General features: G+C 36.8%; 19 protein-coding genes. 8 read left to right on the top strand and 11 right to left on the bottom strand.

What is annotated here, in order from left to right; all coding sequences use genetic code 11:
• Positions 1 to 110: 110 nt before the first annotated feature.
• The 4 genes from WJM97_RS04985 to WJM97_RS04970 form a co-directional block, all read right to left on the bottom strand.
• Positions 111 to 740 (bottom strand): precorrin-8X methylmutase, encoded by a 630-nt coding sequence (locus WJM97_RS04985; protein WP_353933110.1) that lies wholly within the window; start codon positions 738 to 740, stop codon positions 111 to 113.
• Between the two features lie 134 nt (positions 741 to 874).
• Positions 875 to 1684, bottom strand: coding sequence for a TPM domain-containing protein (locus WJM97_RS04980; protein WP_353931940.1), 810 nt, complete (start codon positions 1682 to 1684; stop codon positions 875 to 877).
• A gap of 472 nt (positions 1685 to 2156) precedes the next feature.
• Positions 2157 to 2597, bottom strand: coding sequence for a hypothetical protein (locus WJM97_RS04975; protein WP_353931939.1), 441 nt, complete (start codon positions 2595 to 2597; stop codon positions 2157 to 2159).
• Positions 2598 to 2608: 11 nt separating this feature from the next.
• A complete protein-coding gene (locus WJM97_RS04970; RefSeq protein ID WP_353931938.1) occupies positions 2609 to 2965 on the bottom strand; it encodes a YtxH domain-containing protein in 357 nt (118 codons plus the stop codon).
• Positions 2966 to 3831: 866 nt separating this feature from the next.
• On the opposite strand from WJM97_RS04970, the gene WJM97_RS04965 reads away from it, so the two are divergent.
• From WJM97_RS04965 to WJM97_RS04950, 4 genes are all read left to right on the top strand, one after another.
• Positions 3832 to 4155, top strand: a complete 324-nt coding sequence (locus WJM97_RS04965; RefSeq protein WP_353931937.1) for a hypothetical protein — start codon at positions 3832 to 3834, stop codon at positions 4153 to 4155.
• Positions 4156 to 4419: 264 nt separating this feature from the next.
• Positions 4420 to 5139: a hypothetical protein gene (locus WJM97_RS04960; RefSeq protein ID WP_353931936.1), complete on the top strand. Its 720-nt coding sequence runs from the start codon at positions 4420 to 4422 to the stop codon at positions 5137 to 5139.
• A 260-nt stretch (positions 5140 to 5399) separates the two neighbouring features.
• Positions 5400 to 6167, top strand: coding sequence for a DUF1350 family protein (locus tag WJM97_RS04955; protein WP_353931935.1), 768 nt, complete (start codon positions 5400 to 5402; stop codon positions 6165 to 6167).
• Between the two features lie 77 nt (positions 6168 to 6244).
• The gene (locus tag WJM97_RS04950) at positions 6245 to 7381 is read left to right on the top strand and encodes a SpoIIE family protein phosphatase (protein ID WP_353931934.1); all 1137 of its coding nucleotides are present in this window, start codon (positions 6245 to 6247) and stop codon (positions 7379 to 7381) included.
• Positions 7382 to 7387: 6 nt separating this feature from the next.
• On the opposite strand, the gene WJM97_RS04945 is transcribed toward WJM97_RS04950, so the two are convergent.
• From WJM97_RS04945 to WJM97_RS04935, 3 genes are all read right to left on the bottom strand, one after another.
• Entirely contained in the window at positions 7388 to 7714 is a 327-nt protein-coding gene (locus WJM97_RS04945) for an STAS domain-containing protein (protein WP_353931933.1), read from the bottom strand.
• 289 nt (positions 7715 to 8003) lie between these two features.
• Positions 8004 to 8684 carry a nucleotide exchange factor GrpE gene (gene grpE / locus WJM97_RS04940; RefSeq protein WP_353931932.1) on the bottom strand — a complete coding sequence of 227 codons (681 nt, stop codon included), beginning with the start codon at positions 8682 to 8684 and terminating at the stop codon, positions 8004 to 8006.
• Positions 8685 to 8797: 113 nt separating this feature from the next.
• The gene (locus WJM97_RS04935) at positions 8798 to 9061 is read right to left on the bottom strand and encodes a sulfiredoxin (RefSeq protein WP_353931931.1); all 264 of its coding nucleotides are present in this window, start codon (positions 9059 to 9061) and stop codon (positions 8798 to 8800) included.
• A gap of 187 nt (positions 9062 to 9248) precedes the next feature.
• Here WJM97_RS04935 and WJM97_RS04930 point away from each other — a divergent pair, with 187 nt between their 5' ends.
• The gene (locus WJM97_RS04930) at positions 9249 to 10841 is read left to right on the top strand and encodes a SpoIID/LytB domain-containing protein (RefSeq protein ID WP_353931930.1); all 1593 of its coding nucleotides are present in this window, start codon (positions 9249 to 9251) and stop codon (positions 10839 to 10841) included.
• An 89-nt stretch (positions 10842 to 10930) separates the two neighbouring features.
• Here the strand turns inward: WJM97_RS04930 and WJM97_RS04925 are convergent, their stop codons facing one another.
• Both WJM97_RS04925 and WJM97_RS04920 read right to left on the bottom strand, forming a co-directional pair.
• Complete coding sequence (locus WJM97_RS04925; RefSeq protein WP_353931929.1) at positions 10931 to 11230, bottom strand: ferredoxin; 300 nt, start codon at positions 11228 to 11230, stop codon at positions 10931 to 10933.
• A 183-nt stretch (positions 11231 to 11413) separates the two neighbouring features.
• The gene (locus tag WJM97_RS04920; protein ID WP_353931928.1) at positions 11414 to 11713 is read right to left on the bottom strand and encodes a ferredoxin; all 300 of its coding nucleotides are present in this window, start codon (positions 11711 to 11713) and stop codon (positions 11414 to 11416) included.
• A gap of 369 nt (positions 11714 to 12082) precedes the next feature.
• Between WJM97_RS04920 and WJM97_RS04915 the strand changes: the two genes are divergently transcribed.
• From WJM97_RS04915 to map, 3 genes are all read left to right on the top strand, one after another.
• Positions 12083 to 13078, top strand: coding sequence for a Gfo/Idh/MocA family oxidoreductase (locus WJM97_RS04915; RefSeq protein WP_353931927.1), 996 nt, complete (start codon positions 12083 to 12085; stop codon positions 13076 to 13078).
• A gap of 203 nt (positions 13079 to 13281) precedes the next feature.
• Positions 13282 to 14535, top strand: a complete 1254-nt coding sequence (locus WJM97_RS04910) for a transposase (protein ID WP_353931926.1) — start codon at positions 13282 to 13284, stop codon at positions 14533 to 14535.
• Positions 14536 to 14664: 129 nt separating this feature from the next.
• A complete protein-coding gene (gene map, locus WJM97_RS04905) occupies positions 14665 to 15432 on the top strand; it encodes a type I methionyl aminopeptidase (protein ID WP_353931925.1) in 768 nt (255 codons plus the stop codon).
• Positions 15433 to 15652: 220 nt separating this feature from the next.
• Here the strand turns inward: map and WJM97_RS04900 are convergent, their stop codons facing one another.
• Together WJM97_RS04900 and WJM97_RS04895 are read right to left on the bottom strand one after the other, a co-directional pair.
• Complete coding sequence (locus WJM97_RS04900) at positions 15653 to 17410, bottom strand: GGDEF domain-containing response regulator (RefSeq protein ID WP_353931924.1); 1758 nt, start codon at positions 17408 to 17410, stop codon at positions 15653 to 15655.
• Between the two features lie 9 nt (positions 17411 to 17419).
• The gene (locus WJM97_RS04895; protein WP_353931923.1) at positions 17420 to 17851 is read right to left on the bottom strand and encodes a response regulator; all 432 of its coding nucleotides are present in this window, start codon (positions 17849 to 17851) and stop codon (positions 17420 to 17422) included.
• Positions 17852 to 17857: the final 6 nt, after the last annotated feature.

The following is a 17857-nucleotide window of genomic DNA, read 5'->3' as shown; positions in this document are numbered from 1 at the left end:
CCCGCTGTTATGAGCTACATATTCAGCGGGCAAGATGCCCGCACTACAAGAGTTTCATGATTTAAGTTTGTACCTCATTTGCCCTAAGTCTGCTGTAATTGATAACTGATTTAACTCACCCCACTTCGATCTTGACCATAAGCTTGCCAAGCCAAATCAACTAAGCCATCAACAATAGCAGCAGCCACCACGGCATTACCTTTACGACTGTTAATAGTAATATAAGGTACTAAAGAATCCTGTAATCTTTCTTTATCAGTATCCACATTCAGAAATCCTGCTGGTGTAGCAATGATCAAAGCAGGTCGAATTTCTTCCGCTTCAATTAAATCCACAAGAGCAGTCAAAGCAGTCTGGGCTTGACCAACTACAAAAATTCCCTCTGGATAACGCTTGGCCAAGGTTTCAATTCCCCAAGCAGAACGAGTTCTTTCTTTTTGAGGACGGGTGAAAGCCTCCATACTGCAATACACCGGATTGGCAAAGGTGTTTTGAATATCGTAAGATATCCCAACCTGTACCATTGGCACATCTACAACAATAGTAGTACGTGCGGCCAGTGCTGCTGCTCCTGCTTGTAAAGCGTGTTCCGAAAAGCAAATCAAGGACTTATATTCAAAGTCAGATGTTGCATATATTACTCGTCTGACTATTTCATACTCTGCTGGTGAAAAGACATGATCGCCAATTTCACTATCAATAATCGCCAAGCTTTGAGCATCAGTTACGTGCCATTCCATTGCTGTTAAGCTTCTCACACAGATCAGCTTTCAGCTTATCATTAGAAGGCAGAGAATAGGTGATAGGTGACAGGTGACAGTAAATAGGATTTTAGGCATTGGGTATTAGGGAAAATTCCAACTCTTCACCTAATTTAAGACTCGGTACTAGAAGAAGGACGACTGAAACCTGGAGATAGATAGGCAACCAAAACACCGATTAAGAAAGCGGAAATATTACGTACTAAAGGAACCCAGTCACTGGTACGAGTAATCACTGGAGCAATTCCGAAAGCAATAAATAAAATTCCCCATAAAGGTGAGAAAATTAACGCCCACTGCCAAGCAAAAGCTTGTTTATCGTTGCGAGGTTGAGCCGCAAAACCACAAATAATACCACCTATCGCCGAAGTGATCAGGGTGAGTATCCATTGTTCTCTTGGTAGTCCGGGAACGACGTTACAACCACCATCGAGTAAACAACCTTTAACGGAATCTAAGGCTTGTAAAATAGCTTGGTCTTCCCCATGTTCCCTGACGTAGTACAAGTTACCAAAACGGGTTTGCAGTTCAATCCAAAATGTCCGGGGTAAAAGTTCATAAACTGCATCGCCTACGCTGAAGCTGAGAATGTTACCACCGCGAGAGTCGGCAACTAGGAGAATACTTTTATCATCTAAACCCCAGTATTTGATTACTGCTCTCCCTGGAGTGCGGTCATACTGGGTTAATACGCGCAATTTCCAACCAGTATCTTGTTCAAATTGTTCTAATTCTTTGACAAGTTTTTCTTCTTGAGGATCGGGGAGGGTTTTTGCTAGGTCAACTATTGGGGTAAATGTATCAGGTAATAAGTCAGGATTTTCATAGGCTAGGGCTGATGGTGTTTGGGTTGCCCACATTGATCCAGCAAAACAAAATACCGCAATGGATAGTAATAATCGTCGCCAAAAACAAAGCTGCATGGAATTTTTTATACAAGTATTAACTACAAGGGTGAACAAGTTGTTTTAAAAAAGTACGAGAAATGTGAGATTTTGTTACACTTCTTTACTGTACTCTAATCTAAGACAATGGGGAATGGGTGATTCGATTTTGAATTTTTGATTGATTCCACAAAAGTTTCAATTCTCAGTGGAAGAAGGTATAGCAATGGACAAGGCGGTTAGGACATTAAGCAGAACTAAAACTTAGACACTGAAAGACTTCTAGCTCTGTCACCTGTTCCCTGTCACCTGCTATAAGAGGCAAAAGTGCAAATAAAAATACAGCAGTTTTTAGCGGTAAGATTATGCCTATAGCTTGCGTGACGATGTAGGAGTTGTACGGCAAGCTACGCCAATAGCAATAAAACCCTTTGTTTATAAGGATTTTTGATTATTATTTGTACCTCATTGATCTGCAATATGCTGTAATAATCAAAATAATATTTATTGCCTACAGTTCTGATTCTGAAAATGTTACCTCTGGCCGATTATTCATTGGCAATTTCTCAGTTGTGCTTCTGATCGGCTTTTGGCGCGTAAAAGTTGTCCAGGCAGCTTTAAAACCGACTGCTAGGCTACGGGTACTAATCTGAATATCTTGAGCTTGTTTTTTGGCGATATCTAAACTTTGATCCACTTGTCTCACTACTTGACTAGCACTTTTAACACTTTCACCGACATCATCGCTCAACTCTGTCATTTCTAGACTGGTGTTACGAATGGCTTGGAGGGTGGGTGGTAACTCCCGTGAGAGAGTATCAAATAATTTCTCGGCACTACGAGCAGCATGGGCTAACTCTTGCAAAGTAGGTATAGCCGCTACTAAGACAGCTGTTAAACTAGCAGCGACTAAGATCATGGACATTCCCAGCCAAAATAAAGGGTCAATCACGGTTATGCTATTTATGAGCGTTCTAGATTCTGATTTCGAGAATCTGTGTTTTCTACATCGGCAGGATTTTTCCTTTTCAGGGCTTGATTTTCGCGTTGAGTAGCATCTACTCCAGCAGCGATCGCATCCCTTAATCTCTCTAGGGTATCATCCCAATTTTGCAATGCACTGGCAGAAAGACGATCTGCTTGAATCTGCACGCTTGTTGATAAATCCTCTGCTAACTCTGGTAACGCATCAGCAGATTTTTTCAAAAGTTTACGGGTTTCCCGACCTGCACGGGGAGCAGCAAGTAAGCCTGTTAAAGCTCCTATGGTAGCGCCCAGCATGACACCGCCAAGAAATATTCCAGAACGATTATTAGACATTTTTTCTTAATTATCTCTTTACAGCTATTTTACTGGAGTTTAGGAGTTCCAGGAGAGGCGGTAATTCTTTCATAGTACAAGTCTCTGGGTGTATTTGTATCAATCTCAAATCAAAGATATTTAGTTCGATGGTCATCTCTATTGCTATCTATGCTGTTTATAGATACATCTGCAAAATCTTTCTACCTAATATAATCAGATTCAGAATCTGACGCAATTTTTGGATTTGCAGTTGAAGATTTTGATTTTTTTGTCGTAGGCTATAAATTTTATCTTTGCTAGTATAAATACTTTCTGTTGCTGCGTAAAGTGCTGTATTGCTAAGAGATTCATAACTATTTAAACTATCTGTTATCAATATCAGCTTTTGTTTTATTAGCCATATCTGTATGGCCATGTAAAAAAATATGATGGAAATGAAGATGTTAATCAAAACAACAAGTATTACCATTTTCAGCCTTGGGACTCCTGTGATTAATTTTATGATTTCATTAGAGTGTAAATAAGCTTATGTGTAAAAATACGCGCATATAATTAGAGGTTGAATAGCTCAAACTCTATTCCATAGAGCTTTCTGGCTTTTGATGATAAGAGTTTTTTGGGCTAACTTAATCATACAGTTTTTGTAATTGTATCTTTAAATTCAGTTGTTTTAGATGTGATTCACTTAAAATTATCAACTAACAAAATACAGCAGGTTATAGCTAAAGGCAAGCTATTTATTGTACAGCTTGGTGATTTACATTTTTACTTTATTTACCTGTAATATGCTGTGATTTTTGCCTAAAAAAACCATGAAAAACAAAAAGCTAGAATTATTAATAGTTCAACTGCTAAGAAAGTTAATCAAGCAAGAAATAAAAAAGATGGACAAGAATGATTTACAACTCATGGCGACAAAATTAAATCTACAAGATGATGATTTGTCTAAGTTGTGTGATCACCAAAAAATTAGTACGACGGCAGAAATAGTTAATGATATTTCTCATAATGACTTGCTTGATTTACCTATCAAAACAAAAGCAGATACTGAACTAGAACGTAGGTTAAGAGAAATAAAGTTTCAGCAAGAACTTAGAAAAGACTGGATACTATTTCTTGTTAAAGATGTGATAGTTTATTCTGCCACGGTTATATTTATCTTTATCTTTGTTAGTTTTTATTTATTCAATATTATCTTCCCAGGATAAAATAAGTGTGATTATAATAATTTGTCTTTAACAACTGGTATTTGATGTTATTTTTTTTCATAAACAGCCTATTAACTGTACAATCATTTAGAGTTTTTCGTCAATCCAAAATAGGATGATAACACCTATATGTTTGTCAATTAAAGGATTTGTCTGGATATTGATGAAGATATAAATTTCTGATAAACTGACCTGCCAATTCCCATTTCCTAAATTTGACTGCTATATTAGAGTAAATCAAGTTATGGTGAGGATTGGGAAACTGTGCGTGATGATTTAGTCGGACTAGAAATTAGTGATCAGGAATTAGAAAGATTAACTAATCTACCCGTAAAAAATGAATTAATTATCATAACAAAATATCTGAATATTTGGCGCAAATACTTGGTAAATAAAATCAAAGGTTCTGAAGGTGCAACAGCAGTCTTTATAGGTGCTTCTGCCTCGCTCTTTGCATATATTTTGTTTGATGTTATGGTGAAGATGCTTGCTGGTTGGATTACTATACCATCTTGGTTATTACTACTTTTTGTCAATATTTGGTTAGGTGGTGTAATTCAAAGTTTATTATATTTAATGTGGAGGTTTAAAAGTAATTTTTTGAAGCAAAAAATGACAAACTCCTTGAAAATTTTACTTAATGATGTAGAAAGATATAATTCTATGATTAAAGCTATAGATATTAACGATCAAATAGAGGCAGCAGGTAATCCAGATGTAGCTATTCTGCATAGGGAAAGAGTTATCGAAGCCTTAAATATGACTAGATTAGACTTAGTTAGAGCCTTAAAAACAGAAAAAATTTTGCGAGAAAACAAGAACTTTATTTTGAGTAACTCTGATTTATTTTCTCAAAACTTAGCTACTCTTACTTCTATGCAAGTTACAGAACAAGCAACTGAACATGGCAGAATATTAAATGAAGCGTTACAAATTGCTTTAGATGTTCAATACGAAATGGGAAGATTACAAAATCAGGGTTAAGGCAAAAATTATCTATTGTTCATCTACCATCAAATATTCTAATTCCTGACTTCTGAATCCTAAATTGGGATAGTTAATCTTATTGGAATATAGTATGCAGCCACACAATTATATATTCAAACCAATTATATATTGATAATTTTAGAAAACAAAAGCCTATCCAACATTTTCAACATTATAGTTAATCTTTCACCAGGATCAGAGTAACATTAAAGAATATGTCAAAAAAGAGAGCCTAGCTTAATAAATAGCACATTAATATGGACTGGAAAGAAATTAGAGGTAACTGGGTCATTATTCCCCGTCGTCCTGTTGGGATCATTCATTTTTTGGGGGGTGCTTTTGTCGCTACTGCACCTCACCTGACTTACCGCTGGTTACTGGAAGAGTTAGCAGCCAAAGGTTATGTTATAATTGCTACACCTTTTGTTAACACCCTAGATCATCGGGCGATCGCCGAATCCGTACTTCTCAACTTTGAACGTACCATAGAACGTTTACAAGATTCCGGAGAATTACGCAAGCTTTACCTACCAATCTACGGGGTTGGACATAGTATGGGTTGTAAACTTCATTTACTTATTGGTAGTCTGTTTCCAGTGCAAAGAGCCGGTAATATTTTGATTTCCTTTAACAACTACACTGCTAAGGATGCCATTCCTCTAGTAGAACAATTAAATTCTACCCTGCCAATTGAATTTACGCCCACACCCCAAGAAACCGACAAACTTGTGCAAAAAGATTATCAAATTCGCCGTAACTTACTGATCAAATTTAGAAACGATACTCTTGATCAATCTGTAAATTTAACCCAAATCTTACAAAAACGCTTTCCAGATATGGTGACTGTACAAACTTTATCAGGTAATCATACCACTCCATTAGGTCAAGAAATCAAATGGCAACCAGGAAATTCTTTTACCCCCTTAGATGCTATTGGTCAGTGGTTTAAACAAGAAGTATATCGTGATTTATATCAATTAAAGAAAATTATGTTGTTATGGCTCAATCCCCTGGTATCTTCATAATTAATAATCATACTATTTCAAACCATTTATGCTGGGAAAAGTTTGGGTTAAAAAACTGATTTTGTACACCATTTATTATGTTTCAGATTTTAGTAATTGATGATGATTTATCAATACAACTTCTCCTGAAAAGGATGTTAGAAAAACAGGGTTATCAAGTAATCACTGCTAGTAATGGACAGGAAGGAATTTTACAAGCCCTCACCTCTCCCCCAGCCTTGATTATTTGCGATTGGATCATGCCAGGTTTAAATGGTCTGGAAGTATGCGATCGCATCAAAAAAGACCCTAATTTATCTACCACATTCTTCATTTTATTAACTTCCTTGGATTCAGTTGCAGATCGGGTAAAAGGTCTGGATACTGGAGCCGACGATTTTATTTCCAAACCCATAGAACAAAATGAACTAAAAGCTAGAGTCAGAGCCGGGTTACGTCTTCATCAATTAAACCGGGATTTACAAACCCAAAAATTATTATTAGAAACAGAATTAGCAGAAGCCGCAGAATATGTAAAATCTCTTTTACCTTTACCCATGTCTCAACCGTTGGGTATCAATTCCCGCTTCATTCCCTCCCGACAATTGGGAGGTGACTGTTTTGATTATTATTGGTTAGATTGTGATCATATAGCCATTTATTTATTAGATACCGCTGGCCATGGACTTAGAGCTACTCTTCCCTCTGTTTCTGTCTTGAATTTACTGCGTTCCCGCGCCCTTAAAGGACTTAATTACTATCAACCAAGTCAAGTATTAGCAGCCCTCAATAACACTTTTCAGATTAATTATCAAAATGATAAATACTTTACTATCTGGTATGGTGTTTATAATCAAAAAACTCGACAGTTAATTTACGCTAGTGCAGGACATCCACCGGGGGTATTAATATCGGGAAATTCCCCTACCACTACAGAAACAAAACTATTAAAAACTCCAGGTATGCCTGTGGGTATGTTCCCTGAAACCAAATATGTAGATGAACATTGTCAAATTAACGAATCTAGCAATCTTTATATTTTTAGTGATGGCGCTTATGAAATTACTAAATCCGATGGTAGTCTTTGGAGTTTAGATGGCTTTATTCAGTTATTGGTTAGTCTACAACATTCCGTAGATTATCAATTAGATTATATCCTGAACTATGTAACCAAATTAAACTCCAAAGAAGTTTTTGATGACGATTTGTCTATTCTACAAATTAGGTTTGATTAGGTTTGATTAATTAGCTGCAAGCAAAACTTGATTGAAGGCATCCTCACTGGGAAATATTTCAAATATTTCATTCATGCTAGTGAGTTCAAATATCATTCTTACTTCCTCTTTCACTGAACAGAGTACCATTTTAATGTCAGCATCTCGCAGGTTTTTGAAAGCTAAAACTAGAGATCCTAAACCAGAACTATCCAAAAATGTAATATTTTGACAATCCACTAAGACAATTTTTGCACCACTTTCTAGAATTTGGGCAATGTCTTGCTGAAATTCTGAGGAAGTTTCAGCATTTAGATTTTTATTAAGTTTAATAACTTTCACCTGCTGACTCATAGTTAGATTACTCTGATTGATATCAAATTATGTTCTCTTGTAGCTAGTATATACCAATATAGCTAATATAGGATATTTTTTAATTATCAACATGGAAAAATATTATTTAACAAATTAAACACTTATTTAGTTTGTCAATAAAATATCTATAAAATCATGTATTTTCTATTTTAAAGTTTGACAGAAAACTGTTAAAAATGAATCTAATCAACAATTATCTTGACGATAATCATTAGCGGAAATATCTTAATTCTCAAGATTACAATTTTTAACGCCGACCTACTTATCTCTATTTAATAGCGTTAACCTTAGCTCGATATAGTAACTTGTCACCTTGACGGTATCCAACATAACACACTTTTACAATTTCGCCTACTTCAGCATTTCCTTGCAATATTTGGTGCAATTGAGGGTTATAGGGTATTTCAGCACCTACTGAACCAATAGTTTCCACCCCCCAAGTCTGTAATAATTGATCTAATGGCTTTTGCACTAAAGCAAGTATTTTCACTGCTTCTAGCTGAGGGTTATCTTTGGCCTTCTGTGCTGCGGTTGGCCAAAACAACAATAAAGATTCTAATATTTGCAAACTTGACTGCTGAAACTCTTGTTGTAACACCGCTCTCTGCTGTTCTAGCTTGAGTATTACTCGTTTGTACTCTCTTTGTAAATCAGCAATTTCCTGATTTGTGTTAGCGTTGTGTGGGTTTTTAGGATTTTTTTGTAAATTTTCTGGATGGGATGGAAAATTAACATCTGAAAAGGTTTCTATTAATTCAGTTAATGAGATTTTTAATATTTCCGAAATTTTTAATAATACCTCAACTTTCATTTGTTTTAGCTTTCCCTGCCGTAAAGATAGTATTTGACGCTCGGAAACACTAGCTGCACGACTGAGATTTTTAAAACTAGAAATTCCCACACGCTGCATTAATTTTTGCAACTTATTGGTTAAATCTTCATTGACCATAAAGCATGGGGTATAGGTTTTTGCGACTTATTATACCCCATTTCTTAATTTTTATTCTGCTAATAAACTTCTCAACATCTAAGCTTTCCTGTTAGATGAGTTCAACTCCATCATTATGCTAAGTGCATTTTCAGAACACTAGGAGTAGCTTTTCTGACTCTGGCTAAAATTGTTTCTTTCCCTAGACGTTGACAAGCTTCATAACGATGGCAACCAGAAAAGCCATAATATCGTCCTTCTACTTCTAGAACCTCGATTGGTTCTTGTTGACCAATTGCGGCAATTGAATCCATTAATTCTTTGACTTTCTGAGGGTCATTTTGACGTGGTAATGGACGTTTAATTTGATTTAAAGGAATTTCTTGAATTCTTACCATAGACAAGTATTAACAATTTATTCTGGGTTATCTCAATAAATCATAGTCGTTATGACTTTAAGTTGCAAGTGTTTGACAAAAAACAGGTAGTGATATGATGGGAGGGCATAAACAGCATAAACAAAACGCTCTAAAATCAGTTAAAATCTGTCCCAAAGCCTCACTGTGGGAGAAAAATCGAGTTTTCATGAAAATATTTTTCTGGCGTTCTTCCTACAAATTAGCCACTACTTTCTGCCTGATAGGATTGACTGCTGCATCAAGTCCTGTTCAAAGTCACCCAGATGTAGAACTACAAATTGGCATTATCCAGAGATTTGGAGACACACCAACAGACAAACTCAAGTTAACACCGACTCCAGGCGATCGCTTAAAACTACAATTTTCAGTTAACAATAAGCCACAAACCCTAGTCACAGCCAACCCCATAGAACTGGAAACAGTCATGGAAACTTTGCCTCAACCCAAAGTCCAAGAGGTAGTAGTTTTAGGAGATTTTCGCACCTTTGAAACCGCAGAAGACAGTGCCAAAAACTGGCGTGACCAGGGAATAGAGGTAGAAATAAGTCAACCCGACGGCTGGCAAGTCTGGGCTAAACGAGAAGTGTATAGCAGTCCTTTGCTACGGCGCTTGTTACTCAGAAGCATAGAAGTATCGGGACAGAAGTTGCCATATTTAGATACCCAAATTCTTGAACAAATACCGCGAGTCAGTTGGGAAATTAACGGTAAGCGTTACAGCGATAAGTATTTAGAAATTACCACCACGAAAAATCTAATTCGCGTCAATGATAGCGAAAAAGCCAATAATAACCGTCTTTATGCAGGACGGTTAAACTTACAACCCAATGCTTATGGGACTTATTCCTTAGTCAATCAAGTACCTTTAGAAACATATCTGCGGGGAGTCGTTCCCTATGAAATTGGCACGAAAGCACCGACAGCATCCTTAGAAGCTCAAGCAATTATTGCCCGTACCTACGCCCTGCGTAACGTCCGTAGATTTGCGGTTGACAATTATGAATTATGTGCAACAACACACTGTCAAGTTTATAATGGTTTAAATGCAGCAGCCAAAACTACAGATCAGGCGATCGCCACTACCAGAGGAATGGTACTCACCTACAACAACGAATTAGTAGATGCCCTATATTCCTCAACCACAGGGGGTGTCACAGCCTATTTTAGCGATGTTTGGAATGGAGAAGATCGCTCTTATTTACGTCCAGTAGTAGATGCACCTAACAATATTTGGGACTTATCGGCAAAGAATTTAAGCGACGAAAATAATTTTCGACAGTTTATTAACTTAAAAACCGGATTTAACGAAAGTAAATGGGATGTATTCCGCTGGAATAAACAAACCAGTGTAGAAGATATCACCTGGCATTTACAGAAATTTTTACGAGCTAAAAAAAGTCCTTATGCCAACTTTAAAACCCTTGAAGCTATGGCAGTCACCAAACGTAGCCAAAGCGGAAGAATATTAGAAATGGGGATAAAAACAGATATTGGTACTTTCACCCTGGAAAAAGATGAAATTCGTAGTGCTTTTGCTGCTCCCCGGAGTACACTATTTTATCTCCAACCTCTCAACAAAGGAACACCAGGAATATGGGGCTATGCTTTTGTTGGTGGAGGTTTAGGACATGGCGTGGGTTTAAGTCAAACAGGCGCTCAAAATTTAGCCAAACTAGGATGGTCTAGTGCTAAAATTCTGCAATTTTATTATCCTGGTGCAGAACTCAAAAAACTTGGTGAAGAGATTAAGCCTTCCTAGTCCTGTTAAAAAATAATAAGTAGAAACCACCGCCATACCTTGAATAAGGTACAGTGGCGGTAAGGTTTTAATAGTGTAAAACTTGATTCTTAGTACAGAGCTTCTTCTTGGTGGGTAACGATTACACAATCAGAAGTTGGTTTAGCAATACAAGTTAGAACATATCCAGCTTCGATTTGATCATCATCTAAAAAGGATTGATCTTCTTGATCAACTGTGCCACTTTCAAGTTTACCAGCACAGCTAGAACAAGCACCAGCACGGCAAGAATAAGGTAGGTCAAGACCTTGTTCTTCTGCAATGTCTAGAATAATTTCATCATCTGCAACTTCGATGGTTTTGTTGATGCCTTCTGCTTCGTTCTTTAATGTGACTTTGTAAGTAGCCATTTGATATTCCTCTCTTGTAATAACGGCAGTGTAAGTTATTTCCAGAACAAATAAGCAGCCAAACTTATAGAATTAGCTACCGAGTTCCGTTCATTCAATTTCCAAAATTGATTGTGGGAAGTCTCTGTTATCTTACTGTAACGGTAAAGCCTTGGCAGTTGTCAACACCATGGCTAGTAATTCCTAGTAAAGAGCTTCTTCTTGGTGGGTTTGAATTGTACAGTCAGAAGTTGGATAAGCAACACAGGTGAGAACATATCCAGCTTCGATTTGATCATCATCTAAGAATGATTGATCAGACTGGTCAACTGTACCAGAGGTAATTTTACCAGCACAGGTGGAACAAGCACCAGCGCGACAGGAATAAGGCAATTCAATTCCTTTTTCTTCAGCAGCGTCTAGAATATAAGTATCTTCTTCAACATCAATTGTTGTATTTAGCCCTTCACCTTCGTTGATTAAAGTTACCTTGTAGGTAGCCATTTGATAGTCCTCTCTTGTAAAAATGGCAGTATAAGTTATCCTAAAGCAAACTGTACAGTTAACTCGATAGAATTAGCTGCCTAATTTGATTTGGTTCAATTCTGATACTACGGGAAAATTTAAACTTTGTAACAGAAAATAGACCACGATTAGTAATGAAATTTAGTTACTTATGACTAATAAGTTTTAGTTATCTAAAATCAGTATTTAGGCAGATGGCAAAAGCATCTTTGAGGGTATTATTTTTGTGGTTGCATGGCCAGAAAATAGAGAAATCCGAGTTTTTACTGTTCCCTAGCTTGGTTTATGGGGTCTTGGATGTAGTGGGTAATGAGAGAATGAAGATTGTCAACTGAATTTGTGAAAATCATGTATAATACAGAGCCACCTTTGGTGGATAAAACCATAGAAGTAGGTTTAGTTGGGACTGGATATGCCGCCAAACTGAGGGCTGAGGCATTCAATCAAGATTCTCGCACAAATTTGGTAGCGATCGCCGGCAATACTCCCGAAAAAACCGCAGCTTTAGCCCAAGCCTATCAAATGGAAGCGATAAATTCTTGGCAACAATTAGTGGAACGGGAAGATATAGATTTAGTAGTCATTTCCACCATTAATTTAGATCATGGTAAAATCACTAGAGCCGCCCTAGACAATGACAAACACGTAATAGTTGAGTATCCCTTATCTGTGGATGTTAAAGAAGCAGAAGAACTAATTGCCTTAGCTAAAGCTAAAAATAAACTACTACACGTTGAACATATTGAACTTTTAGGTGGTTGGCATCAAACCCTCAAACAAAACCTAGACCAACTTGGTAACTTGTTTTATGTACGTCTGAGTACCATCAAACCGGAACACCCTGCACCCCGAAAATGGACTTATCACCATGAACAGTTTGGTTTTCCCCTCATTGGGGCGTTATCTCGTTTACATCGTCTGATTGATGTATTTGGTGAGGTTTTCTCTGTTAACTGTCACCAGAGATATTGGGAAACAGAAACTGACTACTATCAAACTTGCCTTTGTACAGCCCAATTGTGTTTCCAAAGTGGTTTATTAGCTCAAGTAATTTATGGTAAAGGTGAAAGCATCTGGCAGTCAGAAAGAAAGCTAGAAATTCACGGTGAAAATGGGGGTTTAGTTCTCGATGGCAATACAGGCGTTTTAGTCCAGCCAGAGAAAACTAAACTGATTGATATGGGTCATCGGCGGGGACTATTTGCCAAAGATACAAATATGGTTTTAGATCATCTTTTTTATGGCAAACCCTTATATGTGACACCGGAGGCAAGTTTGTATACTCTAAAAGTAGCAGACGCAGCACGTAGGGCAGCAGAAACTGGTTTAACTATATTTTTGTAAGCAGCCAGCGTTGAAAGTATTGGTAAACTTCGCCGAATTTATGACAAATATAGTCATCTATAGTCATTAATCACACAGAAGTCAGCTAAAATAACTCATATAGACTTTCTTGTGCAAAGAGAACGGAGCAAGAATTTTGTGCATTATCAGATCTAAGATATGTTAGTATATATGGGCGAATATTCATAGAAACTAGCTAGTGTATGCAAGTAGTCGAGCGGCATATCATTCAAAGAAATCATCCCCATTATCAGGAGATTGATAAATTGTGTTTTGCTGCCAAAAACCTCTACAATTATGCTAACTTCCATATTCGCCAAAGTTTCATCTTTACTCAAAAATATCTTGACTACAATTGTTTAGCAAAACAATTAAAAGGGACAGAACCATACCAGGCCTTACCAGCGAAAGTTGCCCAACAAGTATTATTAGGATTACATCGCAACTGGTTAAGTTTTTTTGCAGCAATTACAGCTTATGCCTCAGATAAATCTAAATTTTTAGGTAGACCGAAATTACCCAAATATAAACACAAAGAAAAAGGTAGACATTTATTAGTTTACACAGCCCAAGCAGTGAGTAAACCCCAAATGAAATCTGGGTTGATTCATCTGTCACAAACACAGATTCACATTCCTACAAAAGTAGACTATTGTTATCTCAATCAAGTAAGAATTGTCCCCAAGATTGACCATTATGTAGTAGAAGTTGTCTATGAAAAAGAGGAAACAGATTATGGTTTAGACCCTAATTCCATAGCAGCGATTGATTTAGGCATAGATAATCTAGCAACCTTAACATCAAACCAGCCGGGATTTATACCAGTTCTGGTTTCCGGGCGGATTATCAAATCAATTAATCGTTATTATAATCAAAGAAAAGCCAATTTACAATCTTTACTACCTGCACATCAAAAGACCTCTAAACGACTACAAAGTTTAACTAAAAAACGGAATTTTCGAGTAGATGATTATCTGCATAAAGCCAGTCGCTTAATTATTAACCATTTAGTCAAGTGTGGGATTGGGACTTTAGTAATAGGTCAAAATTCCTTGTGGAAACAGAATGGGAATTTGGGCAGTAGAAATAATCAAAACTTTGTTTGTATTCCCCATACTCGATTTGTACAGCAGTTGAGTTATAAAGCGAAATTAGTGGGGATAAATGTATTGGTTTCTGAGGAGTCTTACACTTCTGTAGCTTCTTTTTTAGACCAAGATCCTATTCCTACTTATGGCAAAGTTGACTCGAAAGAAGTGAACACTTCGACTAAGCTCAGTGTAAAATTTAGTGGTCGCAGAATCAGAACTAAGTTTTATCAAACAGGTAATGGTTTATTGATTCATGCTGATGTCAATGGTAGTTTGAATATTTTACGAAAAGTAGTCCCGACAGCATTTAGTCTAGGGATAGAGGGCGTTGTAGTCCGCCCTGTCGGGGTTATTCCCGGCAAATGAAAGGCATGAGATATTTGTCTATGTTTTTTGGAACTATCTTATTCAAGTACATACCGCTATCTGTCCTTTAAAAAGCTGACTGCTGATAGCTCACATATTTTTAACACAGGAACAATCATAGATAGATAAATGAGAACTGAACAAATTGTTATTTTATCCCAACGCGAAATCGAAAAAATGCGTAAAGCTGGAAGTTTAGCAGCTAAATTATTACAGCATTTAGAACCATTAGTTAAACCAGGGGTAAGTACCCAAAAACTCAATGATGAAGCGGAAAGATGGACACAAGCCCAGGGAGCAAAAAGCGCACCGCTAGGGTATAAAGGCTTTCCTCGGTCAATTTGCACCAGTATTAATGAAGTTATATGTCATGGTATTCCCAACCCACGACAAATCCTGAAAGAAGGTGACATTATTAACATTGATGTCACACCAATTGTTGATGGTTATCATGGCGATACTTCCAAAACATTTATCGTTGGTAGTGCTAAACCCAGTACCCAAAAATTGGTAGAAGTGACAGAAAAATGTTTATACTTAGGGATTGCGGAAGTTAAACCAGGGGCGAAAATCGGTGATATTGGTGCAGCAATTCAGGAATACGCCGAAGCTGAGGGTTTTTCCGTAGTGCGGGAATTTGTCGGCCATGGCATTAGTAACATTTTCCATACAGCACCAGACATTCCCCATTTTGGCACAAGGGGTAAAGGTAAGCGGTTAAGACCAGGAATGGTATTTACCATTGAACCCATGATTAATGAGGGTACGCAGGAAGTCGAAATGTTAAGTGATGGTTGGACTGCGGTGACACGCGATCGCAAACTTTCCGCCCAATTTGAGCATACAATCGCAGTAACGGAAAATGGTGTAGAAATTCTCACTTTACCAGAAAACTAAACCAGCAATCATGGATAAATCTCAACATGAGCGCGGGAAAAAGTCCAGACGAGGTTTTCTCGGATAAGCACAGTAGGACTAGGTTCTTAGCTAAGTAGTCGTGCAAAATAAATTTCATATTTAGGGAAGGTGACAGGTAACAGGTGACAGGTGACAGACAAGAGATACAGAGATTTCTATTGTTTTCCCAAATGTGCAATTAATTTTGCCCAGGTACTTATCATGTGAAATGTTTTGCTCCCAAGGAATTTGCTACTAAGCTTTTGTAATCAATATTTTCTCGATTGATTTTTTTTAACCAATTTTGAATTTTATCTGCTGGTATTGCTGGAGAAAATAAATAACCTTGTCCATATTTACAACCAAGCGATCGCAAAAGCTCCATTTGTGCTGTTGTTTCTATACCCTCAGAAACTACATCTAAATCAAGTGTTTGAGCTAAAGCGATAATTGCTTGCATAATCCCAAAATCTTTTCTTTCTTCTATTCTTGATACAAAAGCACGATCAATTTTGAGGACATCAATAGGCAAATTTTTTAAATAAGATAAAGAAGAATAACCTGTCCCAAAATCATCAATGGATATCTGGATACCTGCTACTCGAAATTGTTGTAAACATTGAATTATTTTTGGTGTATTATTCATCAAGCTACTTTCAGTAATTTCTAACTTGAGGGTGACACCATCTAAACCCAGGGACTGATATTTATTAATAATTTGAGGAACTATTGCTATTTCCTCTAACTGTACACATGACATATTTACCGATAAACTCAAAGGTAAATAATCAGAAAGTTGATCTTGCCATATTTTGATCTGATTGTAAGCGGTTTCTAAAATGAATTCACCGAGAGGAATAATTAAGCCAGTTTCTTCTGCTAAGGGAATAAATTCATCTGGGGATATCCATCCTTTTTGAGGATGTTGCCAACGAATTAAAGCCTCAAAACCTGCAAGTTTAAAATTGCTTAATTCGACGATTGGCTGATAAAATAATTTTACTTCGTGATTACTAATGGCTTGCCTAAGTTCACTTTCTGTTTGTAATCTTTTTAAGGCTTGGGTTTGCATCTGTTGATTATACAAAACACCAATATTCTGTAATCCTTGTTTTTTAGCATTGTGGTTAGCAATTTCAGCCGCTCGTAAAAATTCTGCTGATTCCCTAAAACCAATGCTAGAATCTACGATACCTATTGTAATTGAAGCATAAATTATAAACCCTTGTAAATCAAAAGGTGGATCTATTAAACAATGTAGCTCTGTAGCTATTTTTTCGACATTATTTACAGCATCGCAATTAGTAAAAATCAGCGCAAATTCATCTTTGCCAATTCTAGCTAAAAAATCACCAGGCTGTAAATTGTCTTTTAACCTGGTTGCTATATTAATTATTAATTGTTCACTTTTTATGTGACCAAATCCATATTTAATTTGCCGATATTGATCAATTTCAATAAACACAACTGCAAAATTATCACCATGATCAACATATTGCTGTAGAGTCTCTAAGAAAGCATGGCGATTAGGTAATTTTGTTAATTCATCATAAAAGGCTAAAAACTCTACTTTTTCTAAAGCTTGTTTACGCTCACAACGTATTTTGGCTTCTCGCAATTCCCTATCTATTGCAGGAGCTAGTCTAGTTAAATTATGTTTGAGTAAATAGTCATGAGCGCCATTTCTCATTAATTGAGCGGCTGTTTCTTCTCCAATAGACCCAGATACAACAATAAAAGGAATATCTAAATTGAGTTGTTTAAATAAATCCAAAGCAGCAAAAGCACTAAAACTGGGCATGGAATAATCTGAGATAATTACATCCCATGCCTGAGATTCCATAGCATTTGCCATGGCTTCGCCAGTATCAACTTGTTGGTAAAATACTTGATAATTTGCTTGTTCTAACTCCAATACTATTAATTCTGCATCATCTGGGTTGTCTTCGACAATAAGAATTTTGAGTTGATAATTCATACATTTAAGTTATGAGGTTAGGGGTGGAGGACTGTTCAGAACTAACCAATACATTCCCATCTGTTGAATTACATTCAAAAACTGCTCATAGTTCACAGGTTTACGAATGTAACTGTTACAACCCAAACCATAGCCTTTTAGCCGATCACTCTCTTCATCAGAGGTCGTCAGAATCACAATAGGTAACAACCGAGTCCGAGCATTAGCTCTAATTTGTCGTAGAACTTCTAACCCATTAATTCGGGGTAGCTGCAAATCTAATAAAATTAAATTTGGCAGAGGTTCTGATCTATTTTCTGCAAACAGATAATCAATTGCTTCTACACCATCTCTGGCAATAACAACATTTTCTTGTAACCCTGTTTGCGAAAATGCAAGTAGTGTTAATTCTACATCATCAGGGTTATCTTCAACAATTAACAGAGTTGAGGTTTGTGGCATATTTAG

Origin of the sequence: Okeanomitos corallinicola TIOX110 (genome assembly GCF_038050375.1) — a bacterium.
Taxonomy (GTDB): Bacteria; Cyanobacteriota; Cyanobacteriia; order Cyanobacteriales; family Nostocaceae; genus Okeanomitos; species Okeanomitos corallinicola.
This window is presented reverse-complemented; position numbering and strand designations above follow the sequence as displayed.

Coding starts and splice junctions, on each gene's coding strand:
- WJM97_RS04985 (WP_353933110.1), bottom strand. CDS start 740: ATGGAATGGCACGTAACTGATGCTCAAAGCTTGGCGATTATTGATAGT.
- WJM97_RS04980 (WP_353931940.1), bottom strand. CDS start 1,684: ATGCAGCTTTGTTTTTGGCGACGATTATTACTATCCATTGCGGTATTT.
- WJM97_RS04970 (WP_353931938.1), bottom strand. CDS start 2,965: ATGTCTAATAATCGTTCTGGAATATTTCTTGGCGGTGTCATGCTGGGC.
- WJM97_RS04965 (WP_353931937.1), top strand. CDS start 3,832: ATGGACAAGAATGATTTACAACTCATGGCGACAAAATTAAATCTACAA.
- WJM97_RS04955 (WP_353931935.1), top strand. CDS start 5,400: ATGGACTGGAAAGAAATTAGAGGTAACTGGGTCATTATTCCCCGTCGT.
- WJM97_RS04950 (WP_353931934.1), top strand. CDS start 6,245: ATGTTTCAGATTTTAGTAATTGATGATGATTTATCAATACAACTTCTC.
- WJM97_RS04945 (WP_353931933.1), bottom strand. CDS start 7,714: ATGAGTCAGCAGGTGAAAGTTATTAAACTTAATAAAAATCTAAATGCT.
- grpE (WP_353931932.1), bottom strand. CDS start 8,684: ATGGTCAATGAAGATTTAACCAATAAGTTGCAAAAATTAATGCAGCGT.
- WJM97_RS04935 (WP_353931931.1), bottom strand. CDS start 9,061: ATGGTAAGAATTCAAGAAATTCCTTTAAATCAAATTAAACGTCCATTA.
- WJM97_RS04930 (WP_353931930.1), top strand. CDS start 9,249: ATGAAAATATTTTTCTGGCGTTCTTCCTACAAATTAGCCACTACTTTC.
- WJM97_RS04925 (WP_353931929.1), bottom strand. CDS start 11,230: ATGGCTACTTACAAAGTCACATTAAAGAACGAAGCAGAAGGCATCAAC.
- WJM97_RS04920 (WP_353931928.1), bottom strand. CDS start 11,713: ATGGCTACCTACAAGGTAACTTTAATCAACGAAGGTGAAGGGCTAAAT.
- WJM97_RS04915 (WP_353931927.1), top strand. CDS start 12,083: ATGTATAATACAGAGCCACCTTTGGTGGATAAAACCATAGAAGTAGGT.
- WJM97_RS04910 (WP_353931926.1), top strand. CDS start 13,282: ATGCAAGTAGTCGAGCGGCATATCATTCAAAGAAATCATCCCCATTAT.
- map (WP_353931925.1), top strand. CDS start 14,665: ATGAGAACTGAACAAATTGTTATTTTATCCCAACGCGAAATCGAAAAA.
- WJM97_RS04900 (WP_353931924.1), bottom strand. CDS start 17,410: ATGAATTATCAACTCAAAATTCTTATTGTCGAAGACAACCCAGATGAT.
- WJM97_RS04895 (WP_353931923.1), bottom strand. CDS start 17,851: ATGCCACAAACCTCAACTCTGTTAATTGTTGAAGATAACCCTGATGAT.